Genomic DNA, 14,155 nt, shown 5'->3' with positions numbered 1-14,155 from the left:
CTGGCGCCGCGCGCAGCGCGGCCCCAGGCCCAACGGAACCGGTGCATTCTCTGAATGCGGCGGGGCGGGCGGGAGCCGCCCCTTCGCTGTCAGCCGCGGCGCAGGAAGACTGGGGCTTCGGGTGTGGAGAGCGCGGGCTGAAAGGCGTAGCCGCCCGCGCTGAAATCCTTCAGCGCTTCGGCGTCGCGCAGGCGGTGCTGGATGATGTAACGCGCCATCGCGCCGCGGGCGCGTTTGGCGTAGAAGCTCACCTTCTTTGGGGTGCCGTTCTTGTCTTCCATGAAGACCGGCGTCACCACTGCGGGTCTCAGCGCCTTGAGGTCCACGGCGCCGAAATATTCCTGGCTGGCGCAGTTCACCAGCACTTCCGCCTGCACCTCCGCGGCCTGAGCGTTCAGCGCCTCCGCGATGCGGCTGCCCCAGTATTCATAGAGGTTCCGGCCGCGCGCTGTCTTCAGCCGCGAGCCCATCTCCAGACGGTAGGGCTGCAGCGCGTCGAGCGGCCGCAGCAGGCCGTAAAGTCCCGACAGGATGCGGTAGTGGTCCTGCGCCCAGGCCATCTCCTCCGCGTCGAGCGACCCCGCCTCCAGCCCCTGGTAGGTATCGCCCGCAAAGGCCAGCGCCGCCGGGCGCAGGTCCGCCGTCTCCGGGTCCGCGGCGAAATCGCGGAAGCGGTCATGGTTCAGCTTGGCCAGATCCTCGCTGATCTTCATCAGCTTCATCAGCTCCGCCACGGTGAGCTCCCGCGCCACCCCGGCCAGTGCCACCGCGTCATCGTGGAAGGCGGGCCAGGTGAGCTCCGCGTCCCGTTCCGTCCAGTCCAGCTTCTTGGCCGGAGAGGTCACTACCAGCATTTCCGCTCCCTCGATAGGTTTCACACGGTCCGAAACGGGCCCGGTTTGATCTGGGCGCGGCCTAGCCTGCGCCGCGCAAGACGTCCAGAAACGCCGCAGCGAAACGTTCCGCGCGGCGCTCCCCCAGCAGCCGCAGTAGGCCCGCCTCGTCGCTGCTGCGCATCTGTGCCACCTGCGCCAGCTGCGAGGCGGAGCAGCTGAGCGGCTTCAGCGTGCCGCAGTCGCCGCGCGCCAGCTGGGCTTGCGCTTCCAGCAGCGCATCATAGGTGGAACCCGCGCCGCTGGCCGCCAGCTTGCGCCGCGCCGGGTGCAGCTGTTCGGCAGCCCCCGTGATCACCGACAGGAAATCATCGCCATAACGCTCCAGCTTTTTGGCGCCCACACCGCTGATCCTTGCCATCTGGTCCAGCGTTTCCGGGCGGCGTTCGGCCATCTCGATCAGAGTGCGGTCGGGGAAGATCACGTAGGCCGGCACTTTCTGCGCCTCCGCCAGCGCCCGCCGCTTGGCCTTCAGTGCCGACAACAGCGGTGCGTCTTCCTCCGAGACCAGCGCCTTTACTGCCGGGCGGCGTTCGGCCGATTTGATGGTGTCCTTGCGCAGCTCGATCCCCGCTTCGCCGCGCAGGATCGGCAGTGCCGCTTCGGTCATCCTCAGCGCGCCGTGGCGTTCCGGGTCGGGGCGCACCAGGTCGTGGCCCATCATCTGCCGGAACACTGCCTGCCACTGGCGCTTGCTGTATTCTTTGCCGCAGGCATAGACCGACAGCTGGTCATGGCGCTTGGCGCGGATGCGGTCGGTTTCGGTCCCGGTCAGGATGTCGATCAGATGCCCCGAGCCATAGGTCTCCTGGGTGCGCAGGATCGCCGACAGCGCCTTGCGCACCGCAGTTGTCCCGTCGAAAATATCGGCAGGCCGGTCACACAGATCGCAGTTGCCGCAGGGCTCGGCGGTTTCGCCAAAATAGGCCAGCAGCTTCTGGCGGCGGCAGCGCAGCGCCTCGGCCAGACCCAGCAGCGCGTTCAGCCGGCCGTGATCGGCGGCGCGGCGTTCCGGCGGCGCCAGCCCTTCGTCGATCTGCGAGCGGCGCAGGCGGATGTCGTCGGAGCCGAACAGGGTGAGGGTTTCAGCCGGGGCGCCATCGCGGCCGGCGCGGCCGATTTCCTGGTAGTAGGCCTCGATGCTCTTCGGCAGGTCGGCGTGGGCGACCCAGCGGATGTCGGGCTTGTCGATGCCCATGCCAAAGGCCACGGTGGCGACCACGATCAGCCCGTCCTCGCGGGCAAAGCGGGTCTCGACGATGCGGCGGTCCTCGGCCTCCATGCCGCCGTGATAGAAACACGCAACATGGCCGGAGGCTTCCAGCGCACGGGCGATATCCTCGGTCTTGGCGCGGGTGCCGCAATAGACGATGCCGGACTGGCCGCGCCGCGCGTCCGCGAAATCGAGGATCTGCTGGCGCGGGCTGTCCTTGGCGGCAAAGGCGAGGTGGATATTGGGCCGGTCGAAGCCGCGCAGGAAGCTGCGCGGGGCGCTGCCGTCGAACAGCTTCTGGACGATCTCCTCGCGGGTTTCCTGATCGGCGGTGGCGGTGAAGGCCGCCAGCGGCACGTCCAGGCTGTGCCGCAGCTCGCCAATGCGCAGGTAGTCGGGGCGGAAGTCATGGCCCCATTGGCTGACGCAATGCGCTTCATCCACCGCAATGAGGCTGACGCCGATCCGGCGCAGCATGCCCATCGCCGCACCCGAGGCGAGCCGCTCCGGCGCCATGTAAAGCAGCTTCAGCTCGCCCGCCTCGATCGCGGCCCAGACCGCTTCGGTCTCCTCCTCGGTGTTGCCGGAGGTGAGCGCGCCCGCGGTGACGCCTGCCTCCTGCAAGGCGCGCACCTGATCGCGCATCAGCGCAATCAGCGGCGAAATCACCACCGTGACCCCCTCGCGCAGCAGTGCCGGCAGCTGGAAGCACAGCGACTTGCCGCCGCCGGTGGGCATGATCGCCAGCACGTTTTCCCCGGCGGTCACGGCGTTCACGATCTCCTCCTGCCCGGGGCGGAAGGCGTCGTAGCCGAAGATGTCGCGCAATAGCGGAAGGGCGCCTGACGGGTTTGCCATGTCCGTCATCGGGGCCGAGATGGTGTCCGTCATGGGGCGGAGGGCCTCGCGGATGATGTCTGCTCGATGTGGCGCGCACATTCCCACAGCTTGCCGCAGGCGGCAAGGGGCCGGGCGGAAATCCCCCGGCGGCAGGCAGGCATTTTCACCCGCCCTTCACGGCGCGGGCACAGCCCGGCCTATATGGCCGGGCAATAGCCCCGGTCAGTAGAAGGCCGAGACGTTGTTCACCAGCACGATGCGCAGCGCATAGACCGCCACCAGCACCACCAGCGGAGCAAGGTCGATGCCGCCCATGTTGGGCATCAGGCGCCGCACCGGGGCATAGAGCGGCTCCAGAATCCGGTTGAGCCCATACCAGATCTGCCCGACGAACTGCTGGTGCAGGTTCAGCACCTGGAAGTTGATCAGCCAGCTCATGATCACATGGGCGATGATGAAGAACCAGACGATATCCAGGATCAGCATCAGGATTTGGAACAGCGAGACCATCTCTATTTCCCTTCTTCGAACAGCCACACAGGTAAGCAGCCGCATGGAAATAGGCAAGGCTTCCGCAAGGTTGCAGTTGACGCGCTGTAAACGGGTGGCATCACGGGCACAACGCGCAAGGAGGCTGCCGAAATGTTCCCGATTGTCCGACTGCTGAAAGACCTGGCCCTGGCCGGCCGCATGGCGCCGCTGGAGCTGACCGAGACGCATGTCTCGCGCCACATCTGCTGGCCCTGGGACATCGACATCTGGATGGAGCTGAACAACGGCCGCGCAATGACGCTCTATGACCTCGGCCGCACCATGCTGGCCCGGCGCGTCGGTCTGATCGGCGTCTTGAGGGACAAACGCTGGGGGCTCACTGTCGCGGGCACCTCTGTCCGCTTCCGCCGCCGCATCCGCGCGTTTGAGCGCTTCGAGATGAAGACCCGCGCGGTCGCCTGGGACGACCGTTTCATCTACCTGGAGCAGTCGATGTGGAAGACAAACGGCGAATGCGCCAGCCACGTGATGCTGCGCACCGCGGTCACCGACCGCAGCGGCATCGTGCCGCCCGAGCGGGTGCTCGCAGCCCTGGGCCGGGACGAGAACGCTTCCCCCGAAATGCCCGGCTGGATCGCCGACTGGTGCCAAGCGGATGGCGGCCGTCCCTGGCCGCCGATGCAGGACGGGGTTGCCTAGCCGCCCGCGCGCCTGTCATACCTGACCTCAAGCAATACGTGACACGGGCGAGGCAGGCGTGCAGCAGATTACCACGGGGGCGGCCATGCGGCAGGTATCGCGGCGCCAGCGCATCTGGGGCTGGTGGTTCTTCGACTGGGCCAGCCAGCCCTATCACACCCTGCTTGTCACCTTCATCTTCGGCCCCTTCTTTGCCGCGGTGGCGGCGGAGCATTTCCTGGGCCTGGGCCTCAATGATCCCACCGCGCGCGCCGAGGCGCAGACGCTGTGGTCGATGTGCCTGACCGTGACCGGGCTGATCATCGGCTTCGGCGCGCCTTTGCTCGGCGCGATGGCCGACATCAGCGGGCGGCGGCGGCCGTGGATCGCGGTGTTCTCGCTGATGTATGTGGTGGGGGCTGCGGGACTGTGGTTCATGGACCCGGGCGGCAGCAACCTGTGGTGGATGCTGTTGAGCTTCGGGCTCGGCTTCATCGGCGCCGAGTTCGCGCTGATCTTCGTGAACGCGCAGCTGCCCTCGCTCACGGGGCGCGAGGATGCGGGCCGTGTCTCCGGCTCGGGCTTCGCGTTCGGCTACCTCGGCGGGGTGACGGCTCTGTTCATCATGCTCCTGCTGTTTGTCGAGCAGTCGAACGGCAGAACCCTGATCGGGCTCACCCCTGCCTTTGGCCTCGACGGCGGGGCGCGCGAGGGCACCCGTGCCGTGGGGCCGTTCACCGCGCTGTGGTTTGCCGTTTTCATGATCCCTTACGCGCTCTGGGTGCGGGACCAGGACGCCACCGGCCGCCGCGCCCGCCTGGGCGAGGCCTGGCACCGGGTCGTGCGGCTGGTCAAAGGCCTGCGCCAGCGGGGGAGCCTGGCCAGCTATCTTGGCTCCTCGATGCTCTACCGCGACGCACTGAACGGGCTTTACGGTTTTGGCGGCGTCTATGCCAAGCTGGTGCTGGGCTGGGAGCTCACCATGATCGGTGTCTTCGGAATCGTCGCCGCGCTTGCCGCGACGGTGTTCTGCTGGCTCGGCGGCAGGGCGGACCGCCGCTTCGGGCCGAAACCGGTGATCATCATTTCGATCCTGGTGCTGGCGCTGGTCTGCCTCACCATCGTGAACATGTCGCGCACCCAGCTCTTCGGCGTGCTCCTGCCCGAGGGCTCGCGCCTGCCGGATGCCATCTTCTTTGGCTGCGGCGTGCTGATCGGCGGTTTCGGCGGCATCCTGCAAGCAGCGAGCCGCACCCTGATGGTACGCCACACCGGCCCCGGGACCGCGACCGAAAGCTTCGGCCTCTACGGGCTCTCGGGCCGCGCCACCGCCTTCCTGGCGCCCGCGCTGATTGGCGCCGCCACCACGCTTACCGGCAGCGCGCGGCTGGGGATCACCCCGGTGATCGGGCTGTTCCTGCTGGGGCTCATTTTGTTGTACTGGGTTCAAGCTGAAGGAGACCAGCGTTGAAATATTTCCTTGCACTCTTCCTTGTGATCACGGCCCTGGCAGCGCCGGCCGCGGCGCAAACCCCGGCAAAGGTGCTGTTTGGCGCCAAGCCCGCGGCCTCGCCGCACCGCCCGGCGCCGTTTGGTTTCTACAGCAAGGGCTGCGTCGCCGGAGCCGTTCAACTGCCCGAGACCGGCCGCACCTGGCAGGCCATGCGGCTCAGCCGCAACCGCAACTGGGGGCACCCCGAGGCGGTTGATTTCGTCCAGGACCTCAGCCGCGTTGCAGCCCGTCAGCCGGGCTGGAAAGGCCTCTACATCGGCGACATCAGCCAGCCGCGCGGCGGGCCGATGCTGTCGGGGCACCGCAGCCATCAGATCGGGCTCGACATCGACATCTGGATGCGCCCGGCAGACCGGCTCAATCTCAGCCGCAGCGCGCGCGAGAAGATCTCTTCGATCTCGATGCGCCGGGCCAGGGGCGCCTTTGTGAACGGCAGCTGGAGCCGCGCCCATCACGAAATCCTGAAAGCCGCCGCCAAGGACAAGCGGGTGGCGCGGATCTTCGTCTTTCCTGGCGCCAAGGTGCAGATGTGCAAGGACGCGAAGGGCAACCGCCGCTGGCTGCGCAAGATCAGGCCCCTGGGCGGCCATCATTACCACTTCCACGTGCGGCTCGCCTGCCCGCGCGGGGCCCGCGGCTGCACCGACCAGAACCCGCCGCCCAAGGGCGACGGCTGCGCCGAGGCACAGGAATGGGTGAACAACATCCTGCACCCGAAGCCGGCCAAACCGGCTGACCCCAAAGCGCCCAGGCCCAAGCCGCGGCGCGATTACACACTCTCGGATCTGCCCCAGCAATGCGCCGCCGTTCTGCACGCAAACTGAGCCTCGGCCTCGCGGCGGCGGCCGCGCTCGCCGCAGCCGTCGCCGCCAGCCGCCCCTGGGACACAGCGGACCGGGCGCGTTACATCGGCAGCTACACCTGGAAGGAAAACAGCCGCTGGTTCGGCGGCTTGTCGGCGCTGGAAGTAAGGAACGGCGGCGGCAGCCTCACCGTGCTCAGCGACCGCGCGCATGTGGCCTCGGCCCGGGTCGAGCGCGGCGCAAAAGGCGCGATCACCGGCGTCGCCCTCACCGCGGTGCACCGCCTGCGCGGCACTTCCGGCGCCCCCCTCGGCCGCGGCGTGTCCGACAGCGAGGGGCTGGCGCTGGCCCCCGGCGGCGGCTTCTACGTCTCCTTCGAAGGCCGTGCCCGCGTCGCCCGCTACCGCAGCCCGAGCAGCCCCGCCGAACCGCTCCCCCGGCCGCATGGTTTCCGCCGCCTGCCCCGCAACAAGGCGCTCGAAGCGCTGGCGATCAGCCCCGAAGGCCACCTCTACACCCTGCCCGAGCGCGCGCTGGGACAGGACCGCCAGATCCCGGTCTGGCGCTGGGACGGCAAGGACTGGAGCCAGCCCTTCAGCCTGCCGCCGCGCGATGGCTTCCTGCCGGTGGGCGCGGATTTCGGCCCCGACGGGCGCTTCTACCTGCTGGAGCGCGACTTCGCCTTCCTGGGCTTCCGCAGCCGGCTGCGGCGCTGGGACATCACTCCGGGCGGGGCGGAAAACGAAACCGTTCTGCTGCAAACCGGGATCGGCACCCACGGCAACCTCGAAGGACTGTCGGTCTGGCGCGCCGCCGACGGGAGCCTGCGCGCCACGATGGTCGCGGACGACAACTTCACCGCCCTGCAGCGCACCGAGCTTGTAGAATACGACCTGCCCCGCTGAGCGCCTCCCGCGCCGCGCCAGCGGCGCCTGGCCCAACCGCGGCTGGCGCATTCCCCGAATGCGCCGGAGCGGGCGGGAGCCCTCCCGGCCCGCCCCCTCCTTGCTCCCTCCGCAAGCGCCCGATAAACCTTGCGCAGCCGTGCCGGGCAGTCTATGCACACCAGCCTTCCGCCCCCGAGGAACAAGTCTCCGCGACCTTGTAAAAACGGACCCATAATGAACCGCTCTCATCTGCCCGGCATTCTTGCTATGGCTGCCGTCGTGGTGGCTTCCAACATCCTGGTGCAGTTCCTGTTCGGCCAATGGCTGACTTGGGGCGCCTTCACCTATCCCGTCGCCTTTTTGGTCACCGACGTGATGAACCGCGTCTACGGCGCCGCCGCCGCCCGCAGGGTGGTTGCGGCCGGCTTCGTCGTGGGCGTCGCCTGCTCTCTGATCGGCACCCAGGTAATGCTTGAGGGCGACGGCTTCACCTACCCCGCCGTCACTTTGCGCATCGCGCTCGCCTCCGGTCTCGCTTTCCTGACCGCCCAGATGCTGGACGTTGCAATCTTCTCCGCCCTGCGCGAGGGCCGCTGGTGGCGCGCGCCGCTGGCCTCCACCCTGATCGGCTCTTCCGTGGATACCGCGATCTTCTTCACCCTGGCCTTCTCCGCGGGCCTCACCGCGCTGGAACCCGGCAACGATGTCTCCTGGGCCAACGAGATGCTGCCGCTGCTCGGCTCCGGCCCCGTCGCGCCGCTCTGGGTTTCGCTGGCGCTGGCCGACTGGATGGTGAAACTCTCGCTCGCCCTCCTTGCCCTTGTGCCTTTCCGCATCATCGTGCGTTCGCTCACCAAAGCCGCCACATGATTTTGTTTTGACATTAACCGAATCTATGGCAGGCTGAGGATACCGAAACATTCAGAAAGGAGGTGCCCATTGTCTAGAGAAGCTATGGAGAGCAGTGCCGGAACAGTTCAGAAGGTGTGCGGCCAAGGCAGCCCTTGGCGCGTATAAGTTTTGAATTGGTGCTTGCCTAACCGGTGCACCTCCTATCATCTCGAAGGGCTGTTTCCACGTGGGGGGCAGCCCTTTCGAATTTTCTGACGCCCCGCTTGAAAGTCCCTCCGCCGCCAGTTCGCCATGCTCTACATCACCGACAAGATCGCCCTGCAGGACTGGGAACTGACCGAAAGCTTCATCCGCGCCTCCGGCCCCGGCGGGCAGAACGTGAACAAGGTCGCCACCGCGGTAGAGCTCCGGTTCGAGGCTGCCCGCTCCCCGGCGCTCACCCCTGCCGTCAAGTCCCGCCTGAAGCGCCTCGCCGGGCGGCGTTGGACCAAGGAAGGCGCGATCGTGCTGTACTGCGACGAAACCCGCTCGCAGCAAAGGAACCGCGACATCGCGCGCGAACGCCTGGCAGAGCTGGTGCAACAGGCGCTGGTGGCGCCCAAGCGCCGCATCGCCACCAAACCGACCCGCGGCTCGGTCAAGCGGCGGCTGGAAGCCAAGAAGCAGCGCGGCGCGGTGAAGGCCACGCGCGGAAAAATCGACCCCGACTGATCCGCCGTCTTGCCCCCGCGCCGCGCCGCCCCCAAGGTGGCGCCAAAGCAAGCGGGAGGAAAACACATGCGGCTGGCAGGCAAAACTGCACTGGTAACCGGTGGCGCCTCGGGATTCGGCGCCGGTATCGCCCGGAAATTCCTGGCCGAAGGCGCCCGGGTGATGATCGCCGACATCAACGGGACCGCGGCCAAAGAACTGGCGGGGGAACTGGGCAGCAACGCCATCGCCCAACAGGCCGACGTCGCCTCCGGCGCCTCGGTGGACGCAATGGCCCAGGCCGCGCTCGCCGCATTCGGCCACCTCGACATCCTGGTCAACAACGCTGGCGTCACCCACCTGCCCCAGCCGCTGGAGGAGGTCTCCGAGGCCGATTTCGACCGCGTCTTCCAGGTCAACATGAAGTCCGTCTACCTGACCGCCCGCGCCCTGGTGCCGCATATGAAGGCGCGCAAATCCGGTGCCATCCTCAATGTGGCTTCCACCGCCGGCGTCTCGCCCCGGCCCAACCTGAACTGGTACAACGCCTCCAAGGGCTGGATGATCACCGCGGCAAAAACCATGGCGGTGGAACTCGCGCCGCACGGGGTGAGGGTCAACGCGATCAACCCGGTGGCGGGCGAGACCCCGCTGCTGAAATCCTTCATGGGCGAGGACACCCCGGAGATGCGCGCCAGGTTCCTCTCCACCATCCCGCTCGGTCGCTTCTCCACGCCCGAGGACATGGGCAACGCCGCCTGCTTCCTCTGCTCGGATGAGGCCGGCATGGTGACCGGCGTCGCGATGGAGGTGGACGGCGGCCGCTGCATCTAAGCCCGCCAGTCCCTTTCTGACCCGAAATACCCCCGCCGGAGGCCGCCCGCGCCAGCGGGCGTCCCAAAAGCTGCAGGAAAGGCCCAGAAATGCACCCCGGAGCAAAAAACCTGATCACAGACGTGCCCGGCATCCTGGTCGGCAACGCTGAGGACGGCGCGCTGAAGTCCGGCACCACCGTGCTGACGGCCGAGACCCCCTTCACCGCTGCGGTGCAGGTGATGGGCGGCGCGCCGGGCACGCGGGAGACCGATTTGCTGGCGCCCGACAAATCAGTGGCGCGGATCGACGCGCTGGTGCTCTCAGGCGGCTCCGCCTTCGGGCTCGATGCCTGCTCCGGGGTGATGGAAGGGCTGCGGGCGGCGGGGCGCGGCTACCCGGTCGGCCCTGCGCTTGTGCCGCTGGTGCCCGGCGCCATCCTGTTCGACCTCTTGAACGGCGGCGCCAAGGACTGGGCGGAGAACCCCTACCGGACCCTCGGCCGCGCCGCGTTCGAGGCGGCGGACAGGGACTTCGCTCTCGGCACTGCCGGCGCGGGCACCGGGGCGCTGACCGGGCAACTCAAGGGCGGCCTGGGCTCGGCCTCGCTGGTGCTGGCGAGCGGCGCCACGGTGGGCGCGCTGGTGGCGGCCAATCCCCTCGGCGCGGTGACAACGCCCGGCGGCCGCCACTTCTGGGCCGCCCCTTTCGAGATCGGGGACGAGTTCGGCGGCCTGGGGCCGGACCCGGCCGCGGGGCTCGGACGCAGCCTCGACAGCCGCAAGCTGGCCGCGATGCAGGCGCTGGCAGCGGGAGCGCCGGTCCCGCCGGAGGGCGCCAATACCACCATCGCGATCGTCGCAACCGATGCCGCGCTGAGCAAGGCCGAATGCCAGCGCCTGGCCACCGCCGCGCATGACGGAATCGGCCGCGCCATTGTGCCGGCCCATGCGCCGGGCGACGGTGATCTGATCTTTGCCGCCAGCACCGGCGGCCGCCCCGCGGGCGGATCGGAACTTGGCAGCCTCTGCCATGCCGCAGCGCTTTGCCTCTCCCGCGCCATCGCCCGCGCGGTCTGCCTCGCCCGCCCCGCCCCCGGTGACCTGCTGCCCTGCTGGTCCCCGAAAGACCCCGCAGGATGACAATCCGGGGGCTCGCCGGGGTCTTGCCAGGAACAGGCCGCTCCCTCTATCACGTTGATTTAAAGCATGTTTCCGCTACCTGAACCGCAGCGCGTCAAACTGTCCGTTGACTATCCCGGGCGTTCGCCCACATGTCACACTGCCAACTCATCATCTGGAGCAAGCAATATGAAATCTCTCTTTTCAGCCGCAATTCTCGGGCTTCTCGCCACTCCCGTCCTCGCCGAAGGCGACGCGGCCAAGGGTGAAAAGGAGTTCAGCAAATGCAAGGCGTGCCACACGATTGCCTCCGACAGCGGCGATGTGATCGTGAAGGGCGGCAAGACCGGCCCCAACCTCTGGGGTGTGGCAGGCCGTACCGCGGGCACTGTCGAGGGCTTCAACTACGGCGACGATCTGGTTGCCGCCGGTGAATCCGGCCTGACCTGGACCGAAGAGAACTTTGTTGCCTACGCCGCCGACCCGCGCGGCTTCCTGCGCGAGTATACCGGCAACTCCAAGGCGAAATCGAAAATGTCCTTCCGCCTGCGCAAGGGTGCGGAGGACATCTACGCCTTCCTCGCCAGCAACGGCCCGGCCCAGGAAGCGGGCGGCGAAGAGGCTGAAGAAGGCGGCGCGGAAGCAACGAACTGAGCAGCAGTCTCGCTGCAAACCCCCGAGGCCGCGGCAAAAGCGCCGCGGCTTTTCGTGTAATTGCTTTCACGGGCCCGTCACGCTAGCCCTGGAAGCACAGCGCGGCCGCCCAAGGCCTGCCGCCGCGTCCGAACCGTCATGGGTAGAGCATGAGCCATATGATCCCGGCCTGGGTGAACGGCGAATTGACACCGGTAGACAAGCTTGCCGCGCATGAGCGGGGGCTGAAGCACAAGGCGGTCTCGGTCTTCGTGGTGAAAGGCGTCGAGATCCTGCTGCAGCGCCGGGCCATGGGCAAGTACCACACCCCCGGGCTCTGGGCGAACACCTGCTGCACCCACCCGATGTGGCAGGAGCAGCCCGCCGCCTGCGCGGTGCGGCGGATGCGCGAGGAGCTGGGCATTACCGGGCTCTACCCGGAATTCCGCCACCACCTGGAATACCGCGCCGATGTCGGCAACGGCCTGGTCGAGCACGAGGCTGTCGATGTCTTCCTCGCCCATGCCCACCGTCCGCTGCGGCTGGCCCCCGATCCGGAGGAAGTGATGGACACCCGCTGGGTCGACTACCATGATCTTCTGGCCGAAGTGCAACGCCACCCCGAGCGTTTCACCCCGTGGCTCAAAATTTACCTGCGCAGCTACGCCGACGTGATCTTCGGCCCGGACCTGATCATTGCCGGGCGCCGCTGAGCCGGCCGCCGCCTCTCTGTTCCCGCGACTCTCCTGACCTGCCGCAAGTCCGCGTGCCGCTGCAGCTTGCTTTGCGGTCCGGGCTGTGCTGTCCTGCGCCGGCAAAATAGGAGGCGCGCTTATCATGACCATTCTGATCGCCGGCGGCGGCATTGCCGGCCTCAGCCTTGGCCTCACCCTGCACCGGATCGGCGTGCCCTTTCACATCTATGAAGCCGCGGCGGAGCTGCGGCCGATGGGCGTTGGCATCAATCTGCAGCCAAACGCCGTGCGGGAGCTGTTCGACCTCGGGCTGGAGGCGGAGCTTGACGCCATCGGCGTGCGGACCCGGCAGCTGGGCTTTTACAGCAAGCGGGGCAAGACGATCTGGGAAGAGCCGCGCGGCATCGATGCGGGCTATGCCTGGCCGCAGTTCTCGGTGCATCGGGGCGCGTTGCAGATGATGCTCTACCGTGTCCTGCGGGACCGCGCCGGCCCCGGCTGCATCACCACCGGCGCGCGGGCCTGCGGTTTCGAGGAAACCGCCGGGGGCGCCGCGCTGCTGTTGCAGGACGGACGCCGCGCCGAAGGCCGCCTGGCGGTGGCCGCGGATGGCATCCATTCCGCCTTGCGAGCGCAGATGGTCCCGGAGGAGGGCGCCCCGATCTGGAATGGCCGCATCCTCTGGCGCGCCACCGCACGGGCGCCGGCCTTCTTCGGCGGCGGCGCGATGGCAATGATCGGCCACGACCGCCTGCGGCTGGTCGCCTACCCGATCTCGCAAGTTGATGGCGAGGGCCGCGCGGCGGTCAACTGGATCGCGGAGAAAAGCTTCGACCCCTCCACGCCCTGGCAGCGGGAGGACTGGAACCGCCCGGCAGATATCGCCGACTTCGCGGGTGACTTCGAGGACTGGCGCTTCCCTTGGATCGACGTGCCCGCGCTGATCCGCGGCGCGGAGACGGTCTATGAATACCCGATGGTGGACCGCGACCCGCTCGAGCGCTGGACCCGCGGCAATGTCACCCTGATGGGCGATGCAGCGCATCCCACCTATCCGGTTGGCTCCAACGGCGCGAGCCAGGCGATCGTGGATGCCAGGGTGCTGGGCGCGCGGCTTTTGGACCACGGGCTCTCCCCGGCTGCGTTCGACGCCTATGAGGAGGAAGTGCGGCCGCTGACCACGGCGGTCGGTCTCGCCAACCGCGCAGGCGGCGGGCCGGACGCGGTGCTGCAACGGGTCGAAGACCTCTGCGGCGGCGATTTCGGCGACATCAACACGGTGATCCCGCGGGAGGACCTCGCCGCCCACGCCGCCCGCTACAAGTCCATCGCGGGCTTCTCAATCGCCGGGCTGAACGCCCGCCCGCGCACCATCCCGGAGGGCGCGCGTCTTAGCTGACCGGAGCCCTCCCGCGCCTTGCCGGCGGCATCGCAGATGCCGCCGCAAGCCTTGGGCCGCGGGCCGCCCGAACGGGCGGCGCGGCGCTTTGTGCGGGCCTTCGGGCAAGATTCGCGGGGCGGCTGCCTGGCGCCTTCTATTTTTACACTCCCACCGCGCCAGCCGCACAGATTACGCCGTCTGGAGCGCTTCCCGGCCGCCCCCGGGTCAAGGGCCGCAAGGACGCCGCACGGCACGCGTCATTTGCCGTTGAGACGGGGCGGCCGGGCAGAAATTGGCGCAGGGACGGGCAGCCCTTCCCCTGAGAGGCCTCTCGGCACAAGGAAAAAGAGGGTTTCCGTATACCGTGTTGGTAAGCTGGACACCTCCGGAAACCTCTGGTTGATCGGCGGATAACGTGATTCACTTCCCGCGCAACGGGGAGGCGGCCATGTCGAGGCAAGCAGGCTTCTGGAGCATTGATGACCGGCTGGCGGCGATCTCGGCGGGTGGCGATCCGCTGGAGGCATTGAATGCCACGGTGGATTTCGAGCGCTTTCGGCCAATTCTTGAGTGCGCGGCTGGCAGGCCGCGCAGTTCCAAGGGCGGTCGACCGGCTTTGGACATTGTGCTGAAGTTCGGAATGCTGGTGCT

At 67.9% G+C, this 14,155-nt stretch carries 14 protein-coding genes and 1 pseudogene; 12 read left to right on the top strand and 3 right to left on the bottom strand.

Translation table 11 applies throughout. The annotated features are described in order from the left end of the window. Positions 1-89: 89 nt before the first annotated feature. The 3 genes from yaaA to ACOHX0_RS00065 form a co-directional block, all read right to left on the bottom strand. Positions 90-854 carry a peroxide stress protein YaaA gene (yaaA, locus tag ACOHX0_RS00075; protein ID WP_420674575.1) on the bottom strand — a complete coding sequence of 255 codons (765 nt, stop codon included), beginning with the start codon at positions 852-854 and terminating at the stop codon, positions 90-92. Between the two features lie 61 nt (positions 855-915). Then, the gene (gene recQ, locus ACOHX0_RS00070) at positions 916-2,973 is read right to left on the bottom strand and encodes a DNA helicase RecQ (RefSeq protein ID WP_420674897.1); all 2,058 of its coding nucleotides are present in this window, start codon (positions 2,971-2,973) and stop codon (positions 916-918) included. A gap of 195 nt (positions 2,974-3,168) precedes the next feature. Continuing rightward, the gene (locus ACOHX0_RS00065) at positions 3,169-3,456 is read right to left on the bottom strand and encodes a YggT family protein (RefSeq protein ID WP_420665304.1); all 288 of its coding nucleotides are present in this window, start codon (positions 3,454-3,456) and stop codon (positions 3,169-3,171) included. 132 nt (positions 3,457-3,588) lie between these two features. On the opposite strand from ACOHX0_RS00065, the gene ACOHX0_RS00060 reads away from it, so the two are divergent. The 12 genes and pseudogenes from ACOHX0_RS00060 to ACOHX0_RS00005 all read left to right on the top strand — a co-directional run. Beyond that, positions 3,589-4,137 carry an acyl-CoA thioesterase gene (locus ACOHX0_RS00060; protein WP_420674574.1) on the top strand — a complete coding sequence of 183 codons (549 nt, stop codon included), beginning with the start codon at positions 3,589-3,591 and terminating at the stop codon, positions 4,135-4,137. Positions 4,138-4,222: 85 nt separating this feature from the next. After that, positions 4,223-5,587 (top strand): MFS transporter, encoded by a 1,365-nt coding sequence (locus ACOHX0_RS00055; RefSeq protein ID WP_420674573.1) that lies wholly within the window; start codon positions 4,223-4,225, stop codon positions 5,585-5,587. Further along, positions 5,584-6,453 (top strand): penicillin-insensitive murein endopeptidase, encoded by an 870-nt coding sequence (gene mepA, locus ACOHX0_RS00050; protein WP_420674572.1) that lies wholly within the window; start codon positions 5,584-5,586, stop codon positions 6,451-6,453. The genes ACOHX0_RS00055 and mepA overlap by 4 nt, the downstream gene beginning before the upstream one ends. Next, a complete protein-coding gene (locus tag ACOHX0_RS00045) occupies positions 6,426-7,337 on the top strand; it encodes an esterase-like activity of phytase family protein (RefSeq protein ID WP_420674571.1) in 912 nt (303 codons plus the stop codon). Before mepA ends, ACOHX0_RS00045 begins: the two co-directional genes overlap by 28 nt. Before the next feature lie 216 nt (positions 7,338-7,553). Continuing rightward, complete coding sequence (locus ACOHX0_RS00040; protein WP_420674570.1) at positions 7,554-8,189, top strand: queuosine precursor transporter; 636 nt, start codon at positions 7,554-7,556, stop codon at positions 8,187-8,189. Between the two features lie 273 nt (positions 8,190-8,462). Further along, the gene (gene arfB / locus ACOHX0_RS00035; protein ID WP_420674569.1) at positions 8,463-8,882 is read left to right on the top strand and encodes an alternative ribosome rescue aminoacyl-tRNA hydrolase ArfB; all 420 of its coding nucleotides are present in this window, start codon (positions 8,463-8,465) and stop codon (positions 8,880-8,882) included. Between the two features lie 66 nt (positions 8,883-8,948). Next, on the top strand, positions 8,949-9,695 hold the full coding sequence (locus tag ACOHX0_RS00030) for an SDR family oxidoreductase (protein WP_420674568.1): 747 nt from the start codon (positions 8,949-8,951) through the stop codon (positions 9,693-9,695). A gap of 89 nt (positions 9,696-9,784) precedes the next feature. After that, positions 9,785-10,816 (top strand): P1 family peptidase, encoded by a 1,032-nt coding sequence (locus ACOHX0_RS00025; RefSeq protein ID WP_420674567.1) that lies wholly within the window; start codon positions 9,785-9,787, stop codon positions 10,814-10,816. Positions 10,817-10,984: 168 nt separating this feature from the next. Further along, a complete protein-coding gene (locus tag ACOHX0_RS00020) occupies positions 10,985-11,449 on the top strand; it encodes a c-type cytochrome (RefSeq protein ID WP_420674566.1) in 465 nt (154 codons plus the stop codon). 149 nt (positions 11,450-11,598) lie between these two features. Beyond that, positions 11,599-12,141, top strand: a complete 543-nt coding sequence (idi, locus tag ACOHX0_RS00015) for an isopentenyl-diphosphate Delta-isomerase (RefSeq protein ID WP_420674565.1) — start codon at positions 11,599-11,601, stop codon at positions 12,139-12,141. A 124-nt stretch (positions 12,142-12,265) separates the two neighbouring features. After that, positions 12,266-13,522 carry a flavin-dependent oxidoreductase gene (locus tag ACOHX0_RS00010; RefSeq protein ID WP_420674564.1) on the top strand — a complete coding sequence of 419 codons (1,257 nt, stop codon included), beginning with the start codon at positions 12,266-12,268 and terminating at the stop codon, positions 13,520-13,522. A gap of 430 nt (positions 13,523-13,952) precedes the next feature. Continuing rightward, positions 13,953-14,155 (top strand): annotated as a pseudogene (locus ACOHX0_RS00005) (IS5/IS1182 family transposase); the annotation flags it as partial.

The sequence above is a fragment of the Cribrihabitans pelagius genome, from assembly GCF_048820915.1.
Classification (GTDB): domain Bacteria; phylum Pseudomonadota; class Alphaproteobacteria; order Rhodobacterales; family Rhodobacteraceae; genus Cribrihabitans_A; species Cribrihabitans_A pelagius.
The sequence above is the reverse complement of the archived record's forward strand: the minus strand, read 5'-3'. Positions and strand labels throughout refer to the sequence as shown.